Annotated in this window: 20 protein-coding genes; 6 read left to right on the top strand and 14 right to left on the bottom strand. The window is 38.3% G+C overall.

Features of this window, described 5'->3' with window-relative positions:
• Nucleotides 1–95 precede the first annotated feature (95 nt).
• The gene (locus ACPDHL_RS02845; protein WP_430531295.1) at nt 96–761 is read right to left on the bottom strand and encodes a response regulator; all 666 of its coding nucleotides are present in this window, start codon (nt 759–761) and stop codon (nt 96–98) included.
• Between the two features lie 314 nt (nt 762–1,075).
• On the opposite strand from ACPDHL_RS02845, the gene ACPDHL_RS02840 reads away from it, so the two are divergent.
• From ACPDHL_RS02840 to ACPDHL_RS02825, 4 genes are all read left to right on the top strand, one after another.
• Nucleotides 1,076–1,732 (top strand): DUF2589 domain-containing protein, encoded by a 657-nt coding sequence (locus tag ACPDHL_RS02840; RefSeq protein WP_430531294.1) that lies wholly within the window; start codon nt 1,076–1,078, stop codon nt 1,730–1,732.
• A 53-nt stretch (nt 1,733–1,785) separates the two neighbouring features.
• On the top strand, nt 1,786–2,379 hold the full coding sequence (locus tag ACPDHL_RS02835) for a DUF2589 domain-containing protein (RefSeq protein WP_430531293.1): 594 nt from the start codon (nt 1,786–1,788) through the stop codon (nt 2,377–2,379).
• A 202-nt stretch (nt 2,380–2,581) separates the two neighbouring features.
• Entirely contained in the window at nt 2,582–3,097 is a 516-nt protein-coding gene (locus tag ACPDHL_RS02830; RefSeq protein ID WP_430531292.1) for a DUF2589 domain-containing protein, read from the top strand.
• 18 nt (nt 3,098–3,115) lie between these two features.
• Nucleotides 3,116–3,877: a M15 family metallopeptidase gene (locus ACPDHL_RS02825; protein ID WP_430531291.1), complete on the top strand. Its 762-nt coding sequence runs from the start codon at nt 3,116–3,118 to the stop codon at nt 3,875–3,877.
• Nucleotides 3,878–4,005: 128 nt separating this feature from the next.
• On the opposite strand, the gene ACPDHL_RS02820 is transcribed toward ACPDHL_RS02825, so the two are convergent.
• Nucleotides 4,006–5,466, bottom strand: coding sequence for a S41 family peptidase (locus ACPDHL_RS02820; RefSeq protein ID WP_430531290.1), 1,461 nt, complete (start codon nt 5,464–5,466; stop codon nt 4,006–4,008).
• 406 nt (nt 5,467–5,872) lie between these two features.
• Between ACPDHL_RS02820 and ACPDHL_RS02815 the strand changes: the two genes are divergently transcribed.
• Nucleotides 5,873–6,307, top strand: coding sequence for a hypothetical protein (locus tag ACPDHL_RS02815; protein ID WP_430531289.1), 435 nt, complete (start codon nt 5,873–5,875; stop codon nt 6,305–6,307).
• Between the two features lie 113 nt (nt 6,308–6,420).
• Nucleotides 6,421–7,407: a diaminopimelate dehydrogenase gene (locus ACPDHL_RS02810; RefSeq protein WP_430531288.1), complete on the top strand. Its 987-nt coding sequence runs from the start codon at nt 6,421–6,423 to the stop codon at nt 7,405–7,407.
• A 71-nt stretch (nt 7,408–7,478) separates the two neighbouring features.
• Here ACPDHL_RS02810 and ACPDHL_RS02805 read toward each other — a convergent pair whose 3' ends face one another.
• The 12 genes from ACPDHL_RS02805 to ACPDHL_RS02750 all read right to left on the bottom strand — a co-directional run bounded on the left by ACPDHL_RS02805 (nt 7,479) and on the right by ACPDHL_RS02750 (nt 20,868).
• Nucleotides 7,479–8,261, bottom strand: a complete 783-nt coding sequence (locus ACPDHL_RS02805; RefSeq protein ID WP_430531287.1) for an enoyl-CoA hydratase/isomerase family protein — start codon at nt 8,259–8,261, stop codon at nt 7,479–7,481.
• A 2-nt stretch (nt 8,262–8,263) separates the two neighbouring features.
• Nucleotides 8,264–9,145 (bottom strand): 3-hydroxyisobutyrate dehydrogenase, encoded by an 882-nt coding sequence (gene mmsB / locus ACPDHL_RS02800; protein ID WP_430531286.1) that lies wholly within the window; start codon nt 9,143–9,145, stop codon nt 8,264–8,266.
• A gap of 3 nt (nt 9,146–9,148) precedes the next feature.
• On the bottom strand, nt 9,149–10,255 hold the full coding sequence (locus tag ACPDHL_RS02795; protein WP_430531285.1) for an enoyl-CoA hydratase/isomerase family protein: 1,107 nt from the start codon (nt 10,253–10,255) through the stop codon (nt 9,149–9,151).
• Between the two features lie 9 nt (nt 10,256–10,264).
• A complete protein-coding gene (locus ACPDHL_RS02790; RefSeq protein WP_430531284.1) occupies nt 10,265–11,425 on the bottom strand; it encodes an acyl-CoA dehydrogenase family protein in 1,161 nt (386 codons plus the stop codon).
• A 16-nt stretch (nt 11,426–11,441) separates the two neighbouring features.
• Entirely contained in the window at nt 11,442–12,938 is a 1,497-nt protein-coding gene (locus tag ACPDHL_RS02785; protein WP_430531283.1) for a CoA-acylating methylmalonate-semialdehyde dehydrogenase, read from the bottom strand.
• An 83-nt stretch (nt 12,939–13,021) separates the two neighbouring features.
• Nucleotides 13,022–14,473: a bifunctional 2-methylcitrate dehydratase/aconitate hydratase gene (locus tag ACPDHL_RS02780; protein ID WP_430531282.1), complete on the bottom strand. Its 1,452-nt coding sequence runs from the start codon at nt 14,471–14,473 to the stop codon at nt 13,022–13,024.
• A gap of 29 nt (nt 14,474–14,502) precedes the next feature.
• On the bottom strand, nt 14,503–15,654 hold the full coding sequence (gene prpC, locus ACPDHL_RS02775; protein WP_430531281.1) for a bifunctional 2-methylcitrate synthase/citrate synthase: 1,152 nt from the start codon (nt 15,652–15,654) through the stop codon (nt 14,503–14,505).
• Between the two features lie 2 nt (nt 15,655–15,656).
• Nucleotides 15,657–16,550, bottom strand: a complete 894-nt coding sequence (prpB, locus tag ACPDHL_RS02770) for a methylisocitrate lyase (protein WP_430531280.1) — start codon at nt 16,548–16,550, stop codon at nt 15,657–15,659.
• Between the two features lie 804 nt (nt 16,551–17,354).
• Nucleotides 17,355–18,185, bottom strand: coding sequence for a CvfB family protein (locus ACPDHL_RS02765; RefSeq protein WP_430531279.1), 831 nt, complete (start codon nt 18,183–18,185; stop codon nt 17,355–17,357).
• A 15-nt stretch (nt 18,186–18,200) separates the two neighbouring features.
• Nucleotides 18,201–19,103 (bottom strand): hypothetical protein, encoded by a 903-nt coding sequence (locus tag ACPDHL_RS02760; protein ID WP_430531278.1) that lies wholly within the window; start codon nt 19,101–19,103, stop codon nt 18,201–18,203.
• Nucleotides 19,040–20,125 carry a DNA polymerase III subunit gamma/tau gene (gene dnaX, locus ACPDHL_RS02755; RefSeq protein ID WP_430531277.1) on the bottom strand — a complete coding sequence of 362 codons (1,086 nt, stop codon included), beginning with the start codon at nt 20,123–20,125 and terminating at the stop codon, nt 19,040–19,042. Before dnaX ends, ACPDHL_RS02760 begins: the two co-directional genes overlap by 64 nt.
• A 47-nt stretch (nt 20,126–20,172) precedes the next feature.
• Nucleotides 20,173–20,868 carry a DUF4294 domain-containing protein gene (locus ACPDHL_RS02750; protein WP_430531276.1) on the bottom strand — a complete coding sequence of 232 codons (696 nt, stop codon included), beginning with the start codon at nt 20,866–20,868 and terminating at the stop codon, nt 20,173–20,175.
• Nucleotides 20,869–20,920 lie beyond the last annotated feature (52 nt).

Genomic DNA, 20,920 nt, shown 5'->3' with positions numbered 1-20,920 from the left:
AAGAGTTAGCAAGATAGTGAATTCCGTTTTTTATCCCTAATAAATACGGGATTAATTCCCTAAAAACACCCGTTTTTTTCCCCTATCTCCTCTGTTTAATCACGAGGTAAATCCAGTGATATAATTCGTCTTTGTATCGCCCATAAAACTAATCCTACAACAGTCTTTGTCCCTGTTTTAACAAATAGTGTGCTCTTGTAATTCTCAACTGTTTTGGACGAGATAAATAGACGTTGGCCAATTTCTTTGGCTGTATATTGCTGGGCTAAAAGATAGAGAATATCCACCTCTCTTTTTGAAATACTAAATTGCTTGCGTGTTGACGCGCTCGCATTGTCATAAACAGCTTCTTTTAAATAGGTAAACTGCTCTTTATCTAAATAATGTCCTTTTGCCAAAACCTCGTGTAAAAGCAATAAAAACTCCGTCAGCTTAATACATTTAGGTAGATAACACGAAACCCCTAACTTAAGCATATAACCAATTAATGCAGGATTATACTCAGCCGTTAAAACAATAATAGGAATGTGCCTTCCCTTTAATTTCATCTGCTCTACTATGCATTCAATACCCTGATCTCCAAGTTGAAAATCCATAATAATTAAATCCATTTTTATTCCCTGTGTTCGAAATGATTCAGACAAGCTCCAACCACTAGCAAACGAATAAGCAACCTCAAAATCTGTTGAAGCATTCAAAAATTCCGTCAATAACTCACGGATCAAGGTATCGCCTTCTACAAGTGTGATTTTATATTTCATTTGATATCATTGCTATTACATTCGTTACAGAAGTATTGTTGTTTATTCTTCATGATGTACCTATTAAGTCACACAGGCACAAAAGCTTATACCACAAGCATGGTTTTTCTATCTACTTCCCGGTGCAAGGTAGTAAACAAATAGTACGCCACAGCATGCCAAAAAATCGATTAAATACCTCAAAAAAATAAAGCAACTATCAACGGATAATAAGCAGAAGAAAAGGGGGAATTTCACTAGCGCATTCGGGGAATTATACCCTATGATTGTACAAATTCTCAATGTAATTTCATATAAAACAAAAAATAAAAGTTATGGAAGCAAATCTAGTATCAATGTCCCAACAATTTACGGGGCTTCCCCTGGATGCCTTGATCGGTGGTCCTTTAAATGCAGCGGCAGATGCCAATGCTAAAATGGCACTCTCACAAACCAAATTTATCCTAGATACTTGTTTTGTGAAAACGGGAACCGAACCAAACTGCTCGTATCAACCCATTATGGTTCAGATGGAATTCAGTAGATCCCTTATGCAAGACGATCAATCCACTGCGCAAATGCACTTGTTTTTTCACTTGCCTCTACTAACGCTCTTACCTCTTAATGCATTAGCAGTCGATCAAATCGATATCCATTTTGATATGGAAGTATATTCTAGCTATGCAGAAGAGCATACAATAGAAAAAAAAGAACAAAAAGGTGGCGAAGCTACATTAGACGCTAAAATAGGTCTAGGTGTATTCTCTGCAACTGTTCGTGGAAATGTGAGCTACGATGCCAAACAGGCCACAAGTGAAAATCAACATTATAAGAAAAACAATGCAGCTAAATACAATATCAGTGTGCACGCAGGACAACTCCCTCTTTCTAGGGGTATTACCACTCTACTGGATATTTTTTCAAAAGCAGTAGATCCCATTATTAAAAAGCAGGAAGACTACAAAGAAATAAGAAAAGAACCCACAGAATAGCTACCTATCAAAATGAAGTTTGATGGTACAGCATTCAACTAAAAATGTGTACGATGAATCTATATAAGCACCCCCCTAGGCACAGTAGAGAGCAAGATTCAGAACTCAATATTGAATCGATTATCTCTGCAGTTTTAGTATCACTCTCAAAAGCCAATACCTTGATGTTGAATGGACAAACCTCTGCAATACTCAATCTGTACTTCACTAAAAATAATAAAACAGCAAGCAAAAAAGAAGGTGATACCTATTGGATATATCAACCCAAATTGATCCATATGCTTTTGACCAAGTACCAACAAGTGGGACAGGAACAAGTCAAACAAGAACTTGTATTTGAAGTTCCACTTCTTGCACTTGCCCCACTTAATTCCATTGCAATTCAGAAAATGCACCTGGCGTTTAATTTAGATATTACCTCTATTACGAGCTACATCAACAACAGCAATAGCATTATTGAGCGAAAAGCGCAATTAAATGGTAAAATATCGAGGACAAGGCCGCCCTTCTTTTCTAGAAAAAAGCGAAAAAAATTCACTCAACAATCGCTGCATATAGACATTCAAGTGGGGTCCTTACCACTACCCTTAGGTATTTTAACGCTTGTAGAATTATACAATAAAAATATTCAACCTGTTAATATATAATCCAAATGCAAACACAAACCACAAGTATCACCTGCCCAAATTGTAAAGCTCCTGTAACATTAGAACTTACACAATTACTTAAGGGCACAAAATTTAGCTGCACGCAATGCCAATCGCTTATTGGATTAGCTACAGATAGCCGAGCTACAGTAAAGCAAGCCATCATCCTGTATAATAAATCAATCGAAAAAATAGAGCCACAATGACAACAATCAGTTTAAAAAAATTCATCAAAGCCATTCACCTAGCCATCTTGCACGCCAATGATCAATTATCAGAGAAAAATCTAAGATTATTAGATCACTATTTTGAAGAGAAAGAGGTTGAATTGATAACTATTCAAGGAGAAAAAGTATGTAAAAAGGCAAAAGTCCCTAAAACAGTACTCTTGAGCTATCCTGAAAAAGCACATAAAAATCTAGAAAAACAGGAGACTTCTCTTGTGTCAATGAACCCCATTGAAGTTCCTTTAATTGCTTTGATTCCCCTAGAGACGTGTAGTATACAAAAAGCTACCTTTTCTTTGGATTTTAATATGGAAGTAGACCAAGAAGAACTCCGATTGTACTTTGGTAAGTCAAATACTAATCTGTTTCAAAAAAAAACACGGATTAACAAAGGAAAACTAAAAGTGACGTTGCGACCACATCCGCCAACAGAAGGGCTAAAACGGATCAGTGAAGGCTATGAAAACTACGTAAAAAGACAAGTCAACTAACCTTTTATCTCATTCGTTATGAACGTATTAAAACCTAATATGCAAGACCTAGCAATTGTTCAATGGAAACAATTTCTACAACAAATGGGACACTCTAATTTTCCCATTGATGATCAATATGACGTTTCAATGGAATTGGCAATTAAAGCGTATCAAGAACAAAAGAAAATAGTAGTAGATGGTCATATTGGCAATGCTACGTGGCTAGCGGCTTATCAGGATGGTATGCTCTTTACTGAAGAACAACGAAGAGCATTTCCTCTCCCACCTAATTTTCGGCCCTACACCTCAAATAAAGAACGCTTTGAAACCTTTGGAATGCTAGAATTCACTGTTTCTCCAGTACCTAATAATCCAGAAAATATTGTTATTCTCAACGATTATGAAACCCAGCATATTGTCTCAGTAGTAATTCCTCAACTACAAGCAGCATTTCCAAAACAACACAGCATGCGTTTTCATCGCAAAGGGGTTGCTCAATTGCTCCAATTTTTTGAAGCTATTGAACAGGGTGGCTTTTTAGAACAACTATTGAGTTATGGCGGAAGTTATCATCCGCGCCTAGTTAGAGGATCAAAAACAAGACTATCTAATCACGCTTTTGGTACTGCATTTGACATCAATATGACCTGGAATCAATTCCATCAAGAACCTGCCCTATTAGGTGCGCAAGGCTCTGTTCGAGAAATAGTGCCCTTAGCACATACTTTTGGTTTTTATTGGGGTGGTCATTTTAAAAATCCAGATGGAATGCATTTTGAACTGGTCAAAATAATGTGATATTCCCCCCTCTATTTTCAAAATTATATCTCTCTTGAAAATAGAAGGGGTATCAAGCTCGATCTACTCGTCCTAAAAATAGAGCACAACAAGCATGGATTAATCTTCATAGTACCTGTCGGAATGACTTACTTTTTTAGTAAGGATAAAGCCATTTTTAATTCAGCGTCCTCTACCTCTTGTAACCCTAGTTGATACTGATCAGCTGAAATGGAATAATCTGGAATCACCCCTCTACAATGACAATCTTTGTTTGCCACTGTATTGAAGAAAATTTCACTTCTTGGTAGGGCAACAATAGATTCGGTATTTGGCAATTTATAATTTAGAAACCATGCCGCTGTAGTAAAATTACTGCAACTTCGCGTTTCTTGTCCCACAATAACACCCCGTTGATTTTGTTGAAACATATAAGCAAAATAAGCTGCTGCAGAAATTGTATTGTTGTTTTGTATCAAAATGACCTTGCCCGTAAATGCATTCTTATCTTGGGGGTAATTCGCTACATATGACTCTTCTAAACGATCATTTCCATAGTAAAACCCGTCTGCTTCATTTTGATCAAATCGCTGTTGCATATAGTTGTCCAAATTAGTAATATCAGTGCGATTCATCAATCGATTTGTATCATCGATCAGATGTTCCTTTACCTTGATATAAGGAACTTTTGTCGCATAACGATAGGTATTTTCAAAACGCTTCGTCTGGCTGATAAAAGAATAAAACAAGGGAATATTCGTTAATGAGCCTCCACTATTATCTCGGATATCTAAAATGAGCTGTTTGATTTTTTTATCTTTTATCTCACTAAATACAGTGTTTAGAATTGCATAGGCATAATCTTCTGATAAAGCGAATGAATTAATCTGCAACAGATACGTTTCTTGATCCAACACAGAACCATAAATCCCCGAAGAATAAGCCAGTACTTTTAAGGGTAAAACACTTTTATTTTTATTGTAGTTAAATCGATCAAAATCAACTGCTTTCAAATTTACTGTTTGCAAAGGTGTTAAGGAATTCGCTCGATAAACAATCGTAAAATACGAAGAATGAGGAAAAAGTATAGAGGCATATTGACCAAAATCTTTTTGTGTGCTAGCCGCAATATCCCCATCGACCTTAGGAGGTATTTGTTTGATAATATCCTGAACAGACTGCCCATTAACCTGAATTAGCTCTGCTCCTATGGGTACTTCTTTGACATACTGATTGACAAACACTCGATTGTCATAAACCGTAGTGTTGAGCGGAAAAAACATGCCTTGCTTGATGAAAGCACTATATACATCACCATCAGGGAGTAACTCCAAATGTGCATCGTGGATCAAGGCCAATGGATTAGCTAAAAAGAAAGTCTCTAAGGTTGGACGCTCCATTAATTGATTCCTTAAGACTGTTGTTTGCTCATCGAACTTTTCTTTAGCAATAAAACGAAAAGGATTGGGGTGTTGTTCTTTGATCAATTTGACGATAAAATCAAAGTCTTCTAAATAATTTTCCCGAGTAAATTCAGTGGTCTTCTTTTGGGCAAAACTCCCCATAGTACAAGACAAAACCACATAAACTAGTATGATGTATCTTTTCACTTAAATAGTTAGATTAATTTATTAAAAACACAAATTTAACCCACAATAAAATAAAAATTAGCAATTAAGATAAGTTTTTAACCAAAAATAAATCAGTAAATCACCTAAAAATCAATAAAAAATACAGGAAATAAATATTCTATTTTAAAAAACAAAATAAGCCTTAAAACACAAGTCAAATTGGAGAAAATTGACTCCTTTTTGGAGAGGTTTAACCTAAACGCCTCTTGCGCTCCAAACTAGTAAACAAGCGTTTCTATTTTGAGAATTCAAAGAAGCATGGAATAACATATTCACCTACAGTCCTAACAAAGAATACTATTCTGTCATTAATTTGTTAAATATACCTTTTACACAACAGTAAATAATTCTTTCAGCTACTTTGAGGTGTTTAAAATAATATATCATGAAAAAATACATCCATATCCTTGTGGTCTTGTTAATTTGCATCGGAGTAAGTAGTTGCACAAAAGATTCGAATGAGCTAAAAACGTCAGAGGCCAGTATTCAGTATTTAGGGCCATCAGTCCATCCAAGTATAACACCGCGGACCACTTTCTTCTTATTTTTAGTTACGTTAAAGGCTAATTCTCCGATGTTCGTCCACGTGATAGCAAAATCTAATAAAAATGAAAGGCTTAAATCAGAAATTCATCTACTTCAAGTAGGGGAAATAAAAGAAATCTACATTCAAAGATCAGGAAGCATTACCGATAGGGATTATATCGAAAGTTATAGTGTTCAGGTAAGCCCAGCGAATATTGCTTTAGTTCCGGGTCTTATTTTACCCCAAAATCCAGGTATTCCAACAAAGACCGCCACGCGCTACTCAGAGAGATGAAGGATCTATTCACTGCGAGAAATAAAAAGGCAGGAATACCGATGTCTCTAAACTTTTGAGTACTTTTGGGCACTTTGAACTAAAAGAAGCAATTGTTGCTAAAATTAAAAAATATGACACACTCAATATCCCCTATTCGCATCGGAATTGTAGGTTATGGTAATTTAGGAAAAGGCGTAGAACAAGCAATTCAACAAAACGCTGATTTGGAGCTCGTAGCCATTTTTACGCGACGATCACCTGAAACCATTCCTTCCACGTCAACAGTGGTTGCTTTAGATCAAGTACTTGATTATAAAGGTAAAATTGATGTTATGGTTCTTTGTGGCGGTTCGTCTACGGATTTACCGGAGCAAGTCATTCAATTAGCCACTAATTTTAATACGGTTGATAGTTTTGACAATCACGGAGAAATTCCCACTTATTTTGCAAAAGTTAATCAATGTGCACAGGCTAATCAAACCTTAAGCTTAATTTCCACAGGATGGGATCCTGGCTTATTTTCTATGTTGCGCTTGATTGGAGAGACTATCTTACCTCAAGGAGAAACGTATACCTTTTGGGGAAAAGGATTAAGTCAAGGGCATTCCGACGCCATTCGCCGTTTAGCAGGTGTAAAAAATGGCGTACAATATACCTTACCAATAGAGGAGGCACTTGAACAAGTTCGTTCAGGTTCAAACCCAACCTTTACTGCTGCAGAAAAACACCAACGTGTTTGTTACGTCGTAGCGGAAGATGGAGCAGATCAACAACAAATTGAACAGGCAATTAAAACGATGCCCAATTATTTTGAACCCTACCATACCACTGTTTCCTTTATTTCTGAAGAAGAATTAAAGCGCGATCACAGTGCGATGCCTCATGGTGGTTTTGTTTTGCGCGCTGGAGAAACAGGCGACGGAAATCAACAACACCTTGAGTTTGGATTAAAATTAGAGAGTAATCCCGCGTTTACTGCTTCTGTATTAGTTGCATTTTCGCGTGCAATAGCCAAAATGGCCAAAGAAGGACATAGCGGAGCTAAAACGGTCTTTGATATTCCCTTGGGCTATTTATCACCCAAATCAGCAGAAGAACTCAGAGCTTCAATTTTATAATAAGTAACATATAACAAAAAAGGGCGTATTACCATGGTAGTACGCCCTTTTTTTATCTGTGCTAAATGCAATTATTTCCCTTGGAAATCAGGCTTTCTTTTTTCAATAAAAGCGCCAATTCCTTCTTTTTGATCCGATGTGTTAAACAAGGTGCCAAAAAGCGCTCCTTCTTGTTTTAATCCATCAGCTAAAGTCAAATCATAACCTGTATGCATGGATGCTTTAGCTTTTGCTACTGCAATTGGTCCTCTAGAAGCAATTGTTTGAGCCATTGTCTTAGCTTGATTTAATAAATCTTCTGCTGCAACCACGCGATTGACAAATCCCATCGCTTCACAAGCAGCAGCTGAATAAAAATCGCCTGTAAATACCATTTCCTTTGCTTTGTAAAGTCCAATAGCTCTTGGTAAACGTTGGGTTCCACCAAAACAAGGCAATAAACCAAGGGTAGATTCAGGTAAACCAAATTTAGCCTTTTCACTCGCTAAAATAATATCACAGGACAGTGCTAATTCACATCCGCCACCTAAAGCAAATCCATTCACTGCTGCAATTACGGCAAAAGGCAACGCTTCAATTGCGTTAAATGCTGCCTGAGCAGTATACGAAAATTCAGTTGCTTCTTGAGGTGTCATACTTTGCATGGCTTTAATATCTGCGCCCGCAACAAAAGCTTTTTCACCAGAACCTGTAAGAATCAAAGCGCGAATATCGCCTTTGTTTTTTGCCTGTTCTGCAAATGATTTTAATTCTGTTAATACCGTTTTATTCAACGCATTTAATGCATCAGGACGATTGATCGTCAATGTCCCAACATATCCTTCTTGTTGGTATTGTAAAGTCTCAAAATTCATAACTATTGCTGATTTAAAAATTTGATTATACTCGAAAAGTCAATTTTTCCATTTCCTGCTTCACTCCACATGCGATACAGATTAAGTGCTGTGTTCCCTAGAGGAGTTGAGCTTTTGGTATCTAAGCTTGCCTCGGCTGCTAGTCCTAAATCCTTTGCCATTAAATCTACGGCAAAACCACCAGCATACCCTTTAGACGCCGGTGTATTTTCAGAAACTCCAGGATAAGGATTATACACTTCCAACGACCAGTTTCTACCCGAACTTTTCTGCATAATTTCACTTAATACTTTAGGATCCAATCCATGGCGAACCCCTAAGTTTATCGCTTCTGAAGTACCAATCATATGAATGGCTAACAACATATTATTACAGATTTTTGCTACTTGTCCAGCACCTGATTCACCTGCATAAAATATATTTTGTCCCATCGCTTCTAGTATCGGTTTTGCACGTTCAAAATCTTGTGCAGCTCCTCCGACAATAAAAGTTAATGTTCCCGCTTGAGCTCCTGCTGTTCCACCAGAAACTGGTGCATCAATCATTGCATGTCCTTGCGCTACGGCTGCTGCTGCAACTGTACGTGCCGTTACTGCATCAATTGTACTACTGTCGATCAAAACAGCATTTGGCTGTAATTGAGCCATAAATTCTTCCGTGTACAAATCTGCCACGTGTTTTCCTGAGGGAAGCATGGATACAACAACTTCAGCACCACGTGCCACTTCTATTGCTGTTGCTGCAACTTTTCCTCCATTGGCAACCAATTGATTCAAAGCAGATTCGCTTACGTCAAATCCTACTACTTGGTGGCCTTTTTTAATTAGGTTGGCGGCCATTGGACCACCCATATTTCCTAAGCCTATAAAAGCTATTTTTGCCATACTCTATTCGGTTTTACCTAAATTCTTTAAAACGTGATTTTCTTTCGTCCAAAGAGGTGTGAAGTATCCGTCCACCCATTCGTCCGTAACATCTTCTAAAGTAGCAGGTTGCCATTTAGGAGATTGGTCTTTGTCCACTAATAAAGCACGTACACCTTCGGCAAAATCAGGGTGAATACAACATTGACAAGCCAAGTTTAATTCCGTTTGAAATACTTGTTCAAGACTGTATGTTTTTCCCTCTTTAAGCTGTCTAAAGATAATATGCGCTGAACTAGGTGATCCTTTTTCAAAACTCTGTACGCCTGCTTCGATCCAACTATCTTTTGCTGCGTCAGTTAAAATAGTACGAAACGCTTCGAGCGTTTGAACTCCTTCAAATTGTTGAACAAAAGTCTGATGTTCTGCTGCTTGTGATACACCAACGGTATACTTTTTCGCTATAGCAGCCAACAATTCACCTACTTGTTCACCTGCTGAATCACGCCAATTTACCTCCATCAAAGCATTGATAACATTCTGCTTTTCAACAGCTTCCATATAGTAATCCGCCAATCCCAAGAAACGACAATCTGCAGCATCTAAACGCGCACCTGTCAATCCCAAATACACGCCATAAGCCGATGGCATGCGGTTTAAGAACCAAGTTGCTCCTACATCGGGAAACAGACCAATTGTAATTTCAGGCATAGCCAGTTTACTTCGCTCTGTAACGATGCGATGAGAAGCTCCCACCATTACGCCAATTCCGCCTCCCATTACAATGCCATGTCCCCACACTATAATGGGTTTAGGATACGTATGGATGGTGTAATTCAATGCGTATTCTTTAGCGAAAAAATCAAAATTCCCTTGAGGCACTTGCGTTCCATCAATCGCGCGTTGCGCGATGATGTTGTCGTATAAACTGCGAACATCACCACCTGCACACAGGGCTTTTTCGCCTGCTCCTTGAATAAAAATACAAACGACTTCCTCTGATGTTTTCCATGCTTCCATGGTGGCTGTTAAGGTCTCTATCATCTCTAAATTCAGAGAATTTAAAGTCTTCTCTGAATTTAGGGTGATAAAACCAACGCGATTTTTTATTTCTGTCAGTATTAAACTCATGTCAATTCATTAACGTATTTCAGCAGTTGCTCCTTCTTCTAATATTCTTCTTGAGATCACCAATTTCATAATTTCATTGGTTCCTTCTACGATTTGATGTACACGTGCATCACGCATCAAACGCTCTACTGGAAAATCTTGCGTACAGCCATAACCACCTAACAACTGCAAGGCATCGTTGCAAACCGTAAAGCTATTATCTGTAGCTAAACGCTTGGCCATCGCACAATACGTTGTTGCATTGGTATCTTTTGTATCCAACTTAAACGCAGCCAAATAGACCATTTGTCTAGCAGCTACTAGTTCAGTCACCATGTCTGCAATTTTAAACTGCAACGCTTGAAATTGAGCCAGTGATTTGCCAAACTGCATGCGCTCATGCATATAGCGCTGTGCTAAATTTAAGGCCCCTTGTGCAGCTCCAACCGAACATATACCTACATTGATACGTCCGCCATCAAGCCCCTTCAAAGCCATTTTAAATCCATCACCTTCTTTCCCTAATAAGTTTTCTGCTGGGATTACAACCTGATCAAAAAAGACAAAACGCGTAGGTTGTGTATTCCACCCTAGTTTTTTCTCTTTTTCTCCAAAGCTAATGCCCGGAGCATCCGCAGGTACAACAAAAGCGCTAATGCCCTTAGGACCAGCTTCTCCTGTACGAGCCATCACCACAAGGAAATCACTTTCTCCAGCGCCAGAAATGAACGCTTTCGTCCCATTTAATACATAGGTATCCCCTTGTTTTACAGCTGTTGTTTTTAAACTTGCTGCATCAGAACCCGAATCAGGTTCTGTTAAACAATACGAACCAAACTTCAGTCCTGCAGCAAGTGGTGGACAAATCGTTTGTCGAATAGTTTCACTACCAAATTCATCAATCATCCAAGTCACCATATTGTGAATAGTGATATAAGCAGTTGTCGACGGACAAGCCGCTGCTAATTCTTCAAAAATAATAGCAGCATCCAATCTTGAAAAACCCAATCCACCTACATCTTCTCGCGTATAAACTCCACAAAAGCCTTGTTCTCCAGCTTTTTGAATCGCCTCACGCGGAAATATCTTATTCGCATCCCAATCTGAAGCATAAGGAGCCAGTTCTTTTTCTGCAAAACTCCTTGCTGCATCTTGAAATGCTAGTTGATTTTCATCTAAATTAAATTGCATAATACCTACCTTTCCCTTATTTAAGATTAATCGTCATATTTACCTTTCCTCCTGGCACATCTTCTTCAAACCAGCGCGCTGTGATTGTTTTGGTTTCCGTATAGAAGCGAACTCCTTGTTTTCCGTAAGAGTGTAAATCCCCGAAAAACGACTTACGCCATCCAGTAAAAGAGAAAAATGGCAAGGGCACTGGAATTGGAAGGTTAACTCCAATTTGCCCAACTTGAATTTCATGTTGGAACTTACGCGCCGCCGCACCTGAGTTAGTAAAAATGGACGTACCATTTCCATAAGGGTTGTCATTGATAATTTGGATAGCTTCATCCAACGTATCTGCTGTTACAAGTAGTAAAGCAGGTCCAAAGATTTCTTCTTTGTAGATATCCATATCGGTTGTCACTTTATTAAATAACGTAGGTCCAACAAAATATCCTTTTTCATAGCCTGGTACAACACAGTCACTTCCATCAAGTAATACTTCAGCTCCTTGGTCGTAACCACTTTTAATTAAGCGCAATACCTTTTCTTTCGCTTGCTTGTTGATTAGCGGCCCATAAGCGGCTGCGTCATCTGACCAAACCCCAGGTTTAATTGTGCTTAATGCTTCTTTAATTTCATTTACCCAGTTTTGAGCTTCTCCTACTAATACTGCTACGCTAATAGCCATACAACGCTGACCTGCAGCTCCACAAGAAGCACCAACTAAGTTATTGATTACTTGTTGTTTATTTGCATCTGGCATAACAACCATATGGTTTTTTGCTCCACCAAATGCTTGAACGCGTTTTAAATTATGCGTTCCCGTACGGTACACATGCTCCGCTACAGGAACAGATCCCACAAATGAAATCGCGCGAATATCCTCGTGATTTAAAATGTGATTTACTTGATCCTTTGATCCGTGTACAATGTTTAAAACACCTTTAGGGAATCCTGCTTGTTGGAATAATTCAGCCAATTTCATCGCTGTCATTGGCGCTTGTTCTGATGGTTTCAAAATAAAGGTATTTCCACAAGCAATAGCCATTGGGAACATCCACAACGGAATCATCGCTGGGAAGTTAAAAGGCGTAATTCCCGCACATACACCCAAAGGTTGAATGTAGCTGTAGGTATCTACTGCACGAGCAACGTTCTCTACCGTTTCCCCCATCATAAGTGTAGGAATAGAACACGCATGTTCAACTACTTCAATCCCTCTCCATACATCGCCCATTGCATCTGCAAAAGTTTTTCCATTTTCAGTCGCTAAAATCTCAGCGATTTCCTTTTGATGCTCTTTTAGCAAATGTTGGTATTTTAAAAATAGGCGCGCACGCTCTGGTGTTGCTACTTCCTTCCACGTTTTAAACGCTTCACCAGCTAAGGCAATAGCCTCGTCTATTTCTTCTATTTTTGTTAGTGGAACTTCCGCTATAATATCTTGATTTGCTGGATTTTCGACAGGTAAATACGCAGTAGTTTTACTTTCTGTAAACGCTCCATTTACAAATAGTTTTATTTTTTGTGACATAATTTTCATAATTTATTGGTTGGTGGTTGCTTGTTAAGGAACAAGAGTTGATCTTCCAATCAACTCTTGTTTATTTTATAAGCTTAGATAACTAGTAGGTCAACAAACTCATTTACATTTAGATCAATCAAAGTGTTGTAATCTAAAGAGTTTTCCATTACTACTCGTTGTTGTTTTTCTGGGTAAACGCGTGCTAAGTTAATTTTGTATTTCTTGATTAATTCAGGAATACCTTCTTCTCTTCTGCGTTTGTGTCCGATTGGATATTCTACTACTACTTCGTCAATTGAAGACCCATCATTAAAGGTAATTGTCAATGCGTTAGCAATAGATCGTTTTTCTGGATCGTGGTAGTCTTTTGTAAATTGAATATCTTCCACACACTCCATTTTGTCGCGTAATACGTCGATTCTCGCATCAGAAGCGATATTATCTTCGTAATCTGCAGCTGTTAATCTTCCGTAGATTAATGGAACAGCAATCATGTATTGAAGACAGTGGTCGCGATCCGCAGGGTTATCTAATGGACCTTTTTTATCGATGATACGAATAGCCGCTTCGTGCGTGCGAATCGTGATCTTCTTAATATCTTCCGTAGATTTTCCTAATTCTTTTAGTTTTGCATGCAATGTCATCGCTGCTTCAACTGCTGTTTGTGAGTGGAACTCTGCAGGGAATGAAATTTTGAATAATACATTCTCCATAACGTAAGAACCGTAATCTCTTTGGAATTTGAATGCATTTCCTTTGAAAGAAACGTCATAGAATCCCCAAGTTTTAGCAGTTAATACAGATGGATATCCCATTTCACCCGTTTTAGCTGTTAAAGCTAAGCGAACTGCACGAGAAGTTGCATCTCCAGCAGCCCATGATTTACGGCTTCCTGTATTTGGTGCGTGACGGTAGGTTCTCAACGCTTGTCCGTCTACGAAAGCTAATGAAATAGCATTGATTAGCTCATCGCGTGTTAGCCCAATTAACTTACCTACAACAGCTGTAGAAGCTAATTTTACTAATAGTACGTGGTCTAATCCTACTCGGTTGAACGAGTTTTCTAAAGCCATTACCCCTTGCACTTCGTGTGCCATGATCATTGCTTCTAGAACTTGTTTCATTTTTAAAGGTGCTTTCCCTTCTGCAATATTCGTTCTTGATAACCAATCCGCAGTAGCTAAAATACCTCCTAAGTTATCTGAAGGGTGTCCCCACTCTGCTGCTAACCAAGTATCGTTAAAATCTAACCAACGCACAATTGTTCCAATATTGAAAGCCGCTTGAATCGGATCTAATTGGAATTGTGTTCCAGGAACTTTAGCTCCATTAGGAACGATTGTTCCTTTTACTACAGGTCCTAATAATTTAGTACATGCAGGGTATGTTAAAGCTTCCAACCCACATCCAATCGTGTCTAATAGACAGTAGTGTGCTGTTTTCCAAGCTAAATCATTCTTAATCTCATAGTTTAATACGTAATCCGCAATGTCCACTAATACTTGATCTGGTTGTGGTCGTTCGTTTGAAATGTGTAATGACATTTTAAAATTTTATTTTTTTAGTTATTAAATTATTTTCTGTTTTTGATTGAAACAAATTCTTTGTTCTCTGGTCCTACATAGTTTGCACTAGGACGAATAATTTTTCCATCCTGACGTTGCTCCATAATGTGAGCGCTCCATCCTGTAATACGAGAAATAACAAAAAGTGGAGTAAACATTAACGTAGGTACACCCATTTGGTGGTAAGATACGGCTGAGAACCAGTCTAAATTCGGGAACATCTTTTTCTCCTCCCACATGACGCTTTCTAGGCGTTCTGCGATATCGTATAAAAGCATATCGCCAGCTTCTTGTGATAGCTGTTCTGCGACTTTCTTAATCACGATATTTCTCGGGTCAGAAATGGTGTATACAGGGTGACCGAAACCGATAATTACCTCTTTATTCTCTACGCGTTTTCTGATGTCTGCTTCGGCTTGATCTGCATCGTTATAGCGGCTTTGGATTTCAAAAGCCACTTCGTTTGCTCCCCCGTGTTTTGGTCCGCGTAACGCACCAATAGCCCCCGTAACACAAGAATAAAAGTCTGAGTTTGTTCCCGCAATTACACGGCTAGTAAAAGTAGAAGCATTAAATTCGTGTTCTGCATATAGAATTAACGATACTTGCATCGCTTTTACCCAGGATTCAGCTGGTTTTTCACCGTGTAACAGGTGTAAAAAGTGTCCGCCGATTGTATCATCATCTGTTTCTACCTCGATTTCTTTTCCGTTATGTGTATAGTGATACCAATACAATAATCCAGAACCAAAAGAAGCTAATAATTTATCAGCAATATCTCTTGCACCAGCTGTGTTGTGGTCATCTTTCTCTGGTTGAATCGTTCCGATTGCAGATACCATGGAACGCATAACATCCATTGGATGCGCGGCTGCAGGTATATTTTTTAAAATACTGCGCACCGATTTAGGCAAACCGCGTAGCGATTTTAATTTTGCTTTGTAATTTCTCAGCTGAGCTTCATTCGGTAATTGACCGTATATCAATAGATAAGCTACTTCTTCAAAAGTTGCGTTCTCTGCTAAGTCTAGTATATTATATCCTCTATAGTATAAATCATTTCCGCTTTTTCCTACGCTACACAAGGCTGTATTACCAGCTGCAACGCCAGACAGTGCAACACTTTTCTTTGGTTTGAAGCTTGTTTCGTTGTTTGACATGCTTATTGTTTTTTAAATAGGTTGTTTAATTTTTGTTCATAATCATGGTAGTTGATACTGCTGTATAACTCCTCACGTGTTTGCATGGTATCTAAAACTTGGGCTTGTGTACCTTCTTGACGAATGTGATTGTAAACATTAAGAGCCGCTTTATTCGCTGCGCGGAAAGCAGAAAGAGGATATAGCACTAAACCAACACCCGCTGCTTTTAGTTCTTCTACCGTATACATTTTGATCATACCGAATTCTGTAATATTCGCTAGTACTGGAATACCGGTAGCATCGACAAATTTTTGGTAAAAGCTCAAATCTGGCACTGCTTCAGCAAAGATGAAATCTGCCCCTGCCTCTTTATAAGCAATCGCGCGTTCTAAGGTACGTTCTAATCCCTCATTCGCAAAAGCATCCGTACGAGCTCCAATAACGAAATGCTCATCTGTACGTGCATCAACAGCAGATTTAATGCGATCTACCATCTCTTGCATACTCACCACCTCTTTTCCTGGGCGGTGACCACAGCGTTTTGCTCCGACTTGATCTTCTATATGTAAGGCAGCTGCCCCAGCTTTAATTAACGATTTTACCGTTCTTGCTACGTTAAATGCCGATGGACCAAATCCTGTATCCACATCTACCATTAGCGGTAAATCACATATGTTGGTAATGCGTTGTACATCAATTAAAACGTCTTCCAATGTGGTAATCCCCAAATCTGGTACGCCTAATGATCCCGCTGCAACACCACCTCCTGATAAATAAATAGCATTAAATCCTGCTTGTTGAGCCAATAATGCGTGATTCGCATTGATCGCTCCAACAATTTGGAGGGGACTTTCCTTCTGCATTGCCTCCCTAAAACGTAATCCGGGAGAATTGAAATTGTTTGTTTTGTTCATTCTTATGGTTGTTAATAATCTAAATCTTTTTATTTCTGTTTATACAAAGCATGGGTTCACTTTAGATGCTGGGATTTTCATGTTCGATGAACCTACACTGCGTTTCGGTTTATCTCACCTAGCTTATATTTTGTTCTGGTGTTCGATGAATCTTCGCTGCGCTACGATTTCCAATCTCCCATCTCTCTTCTCCAAACCCCCTACCTGCTTTGATTTCATAAATATAAAACTATTTATATCTGATAAATATATGAATATTTTTATTGAAAATATTTTTATATCTAAATTTATGTAGATTATAAGCAGCCAAGGAAAAGTTAAATCCTACTAATTAGATAAAATAGGATATAAATTAAACCTTTATTAACAAGAAATGATATTTTATAGGGACTAAAAATGCGGAATTCTAATAAAAAAAAATTATTAAATACAGCTTCCTATGCAATAAGAGATGACTCTTTTTGAAGAACAAAGGAAAGAAGTAGCGGATTGGCTACAGGATTCGCCGTTTACTTCCTTGCGTTTTACTGCGATCTTGATTCGCTTTACACTGAGGTTCTTTGTAATTCGAATTCAATATACTGATTTTTACTCTTTTAACCAGCAAAAAAAAGTGCTTTTAACTGTTAAAAAATCGCGATACGCCCAAATTCAACGCAAAGCTAGCCAATGAAACCCCTCTTCTTAGTCCCGAATATGTCCCCTTTTAACCGAGCTTAACCTAAACAATCACTTGAATACAAAAACAAAAAGCACCTGAAAATCAGGTGCTTTTTGTTTTTGTATCTCGTTTTTTTTATCTTTTTATTTCAAAAGGTAAATGCCATTTTCTTTAATCTCTATTTTCTTTTCCTTATAGAGTCCACCAATGGCTTTTTTAAACATCTTCTTACTCATATTGAGCACCGTTTTAATGTCTTCGGGGTGACTGCTATCTGATAGGCCTAAAAAGCCGTTATTCTCTTCTAAAGCCGCTAAAATTTGCGCTGCACCATCGTTAATTGCCTCTACACCTACTCGAGTGCGAGACACGTCAATTTTGCCGTCTGGTCGTATCATTTTGATATACCCCAAAATACGGTCTCCCGTTCTCAAGTCTTCAAAAACTTCGTTCTTATACATCAAGCCCTTGTGCTGTTCATTGATGATAACATTAATCCCCAAATCCGTAATATGAGAAACGACTAGCTCTACTTCTTCTCCCACAGCTACTGTAATCTCATCATTGTTTAAGAACTGGTTTAAACGACTCGATCCCACCAAGCGATTTGACTTTTCGTCTAACTGCATGTAAACCAAGTAATAATTACCCTCTTTCATTGGGCGTGCTTGTTCTGCAAAGGGAACAAAAAGGTCTTTTTCCAATCCCATATCCAAAAATGCACCAAATTGATTGGTAAAACTCACCTTTAACAAAGCAAATTCATTGCAGTAAATATGAGGTTCTAGTGTCGTAGCAACAGGTCTTTCTTCCTGATCTAAGTAGACAAAAACAACGATTTCATCATCTACTTCAATATTTTTAGGGACGTATTTGTTTGGCAATAGAATATCGGTCTCCCCATCGGTTAAATACAAACCAATGCTCGTCTTTCTTGCCACTTTTAACGTATTATCATGTCCAATTTTAATCATAACGATTATATTTTACTAGTATTTAAACTCTAGATCAAAGATTTCTTTCATGTATTGCATGGCAGGATTAAGCTCGATAAAACGAACTAATTTATCTTCTTTATCTAGTATTTTCTTTTGAATTTTTACTTCTTCGTTGACGATAATTTCGATTTCTAAATCGTAATTATTCAACTTTTTACGCAGGTAATTGACTAAATCAAACTTATTCTCGTCAAAGCTCAATTTTGATCCTTCATTCGGCATTTCTAGGGAAACAGATGTTCCGTTGACTACTGGAGGAACCATCCCCATCAAGGAAGACATCAACATAAAGCCCGAACGAGCTAATTTTTCTGCGTATTTATCCCACTCTTCCATCAGCTTTTCCTTGGTAAAAGGCTCTTTAGGTAGATCATCGGGATTAACCACTTTTTTCTCTAAAGAAGACTCCATTTCCTTACGTGCTCGAATACTGGATAGCGAAAGTGCTGATACCTTTTTCTCTGCAGGAGGTGGTGTTCCCTGTCCAAAGTCCAACTTATCTAAGGACGCTACTTCGGGTGATGCTGCTACTTGTTCTATTTTAGCTGCTACTCCTGATTCTAGGGGTGCTGGAATTGTTGCTGTGGTTTGATGCGTTGCACTGCTTACTGGTTGTGTTGGCACAACAAGCGTTTCTTCTTGTTTCTGCTGCTCTGCTGCTTGCTCTACGGGCAAATCAACAACAGGTTGAGCCTGCACAACTACTTCCACTTGCTGAGCTTCTCCTTTAGGCTCTATTGCAGGTTGAGCTGCTTGATGAACCACTGCTTGAGTTAACTCTGGCAGTACTGTAGTTGTTAAATCAATGGTTTCGAGTACTGTAGCAGGAATTATGAAAGATTTATCTTTTTTTTTTCGCCTTCGTAAGATAAAGACGCTAATTTCATTAAACACAATTCCACTAATAAACGCTGATTTTGACTGGCTTTATATTTTAAATCTGCCTCATTAGCCAAATCAATCGCTTCCAGCAATAAGCCTACACTAGCTTTTTGCGCTTGTTGATCAAATAGTTGCCTTCCGTGTTCTCCTACTTCTAAAAGCGAGGCGGTTTCTGGTGTTTTACACACCATTAAGTTTCTGAAGTGAGACGCCAATCCGGCAATAAAGTGTTGTGCATCAAATCCCTTGGCTAAAATAGCATCAAAAGAGGTCAGCAATGCTGGAATATTATTGGCTAATATCAAATCAGTTACGCGAATATAGTACTCAAAATCAAGTACATTCAAATTCTCCGCAACAGCTTGTCTGGTAAGATTTTTACCACAATACGACACCACACGGTCAAAAATAGACAACGCATCGCGCATGGCACCATCGGCTTTCTGTGCAATGATACGCAAGGCATCACTCTCATAGGTAATCCCTTGGCTATTTGCCACTAAAGCCAAATGATCAGCGGCATCTGCAATAGTAATGCGTTTGAAATCAAAGATTTGACAACGCGACAAAATCGTTGGAATGATCTTGTGTTTTTCTGTGGTTGCTAAGATAAAGATAGCGTGACGAGGCGGTTCTTCTAATGTTTTTAGAAAGGCATTGAATGCTGCCGTTGACAACATATGCACCTCGTCTATAATATACACTTTGTACTTTCCTGTTTGGGGCGGGATACGCACCTGATCGATTAAATTTCGAATGTCATCTACAGAGTTATTCGACGCAGCATCCAATTCGAATACATTAAACGTAAAATCTTCAGTTGGATCATCATAGCCTACCTGATTGATCTTACGAGCCAAAATACGCGCACAAGTGGTTTTCCCTACTCCTCTTGGGCCTGTAAACAACAATGCCTGTGCTAAGTGATTGCTCTCAATAGCATTTACTAAGGTATTGGTAATGGCTTGCTGTCCTACAACCTCTTGAAAAGTTTGCGGTCTATATTTTCTTGCTGATACGATAAATTGTTCCATAAAATCACTATTAATGCAAAGGTAGCTTAATTTTTAGAAAGCCAAAATTATTCCCTTAATTCAATTGGAAAAAACTCTTGGTCGGAAATCTTGAGCTTCCACATTTTTCTCAAAGCATTGAAATCAATATTCTCTTTTCCCCTACTGTAATCCAACTGGTAGTTGTAAAATAAATACTGCAATTGGGTTTCAAGATAAAAATCCTGCAAATCACTGTCCGGATGATATTCTGACTTTAAATCTAAACTAAAGGTCTTCGCCGTTGTATTGGACCAAAAAGCCGTCCATCCACTTCTAAATTCCTTGATTAAAGCAAAGGTAGTTTCCCCTGTTTCACGGTGGATAAGTTTCAATAAAATCTTACCATCTTTGCGTGACAACTTCTTTAATCGCTCTTTAAATTGGCTTTCCAAATACTTTTGAGATCCTTTGATGTACTGTCTTCGTTGCTTTTTTGTTTCTAATTTTTCCAGGTTTTCATTTAGTATCATCAGGTTTTCTGCTGTGGCTCGCGCATACGGATACACCCTGCGAATGCGATTACGCAGAATATTCATATCCTGACGATAGCGTTCCTCTTTTTCATTTGACCCAATGTATATTTCTGGAATACTGTACCTTAGCGTATCAGTCCCTTCTTCAATACTCGGTATAAGTGCAGGTACTGGCTTTAAGAGTTCTTCCTGAGCATAGGCAGAAGGCACGACAAAGAATACTAGAAAATAGAAATAAAGCTTTTTCATGTGTTAAAAATATAACCAAATGTAAAGAATTAGATTGAGTATTCACTAGCGA

Source organism: Myroides sp. C15-4 (genome assembly GCF_050522745.1).
In the GTDB taxonomy this organism is placed as follows: domain Bacteria; phylum Bacteroidota; class Bacteroidia; order Flavobacteriales; family Flavobacteriaceae; genus Flavobacterium.
The sequence above is the reverse complement of the archived record's forward strand: the minus strand, read 5'-3'. Positions and strand labels throughout refer to the sequence as shown.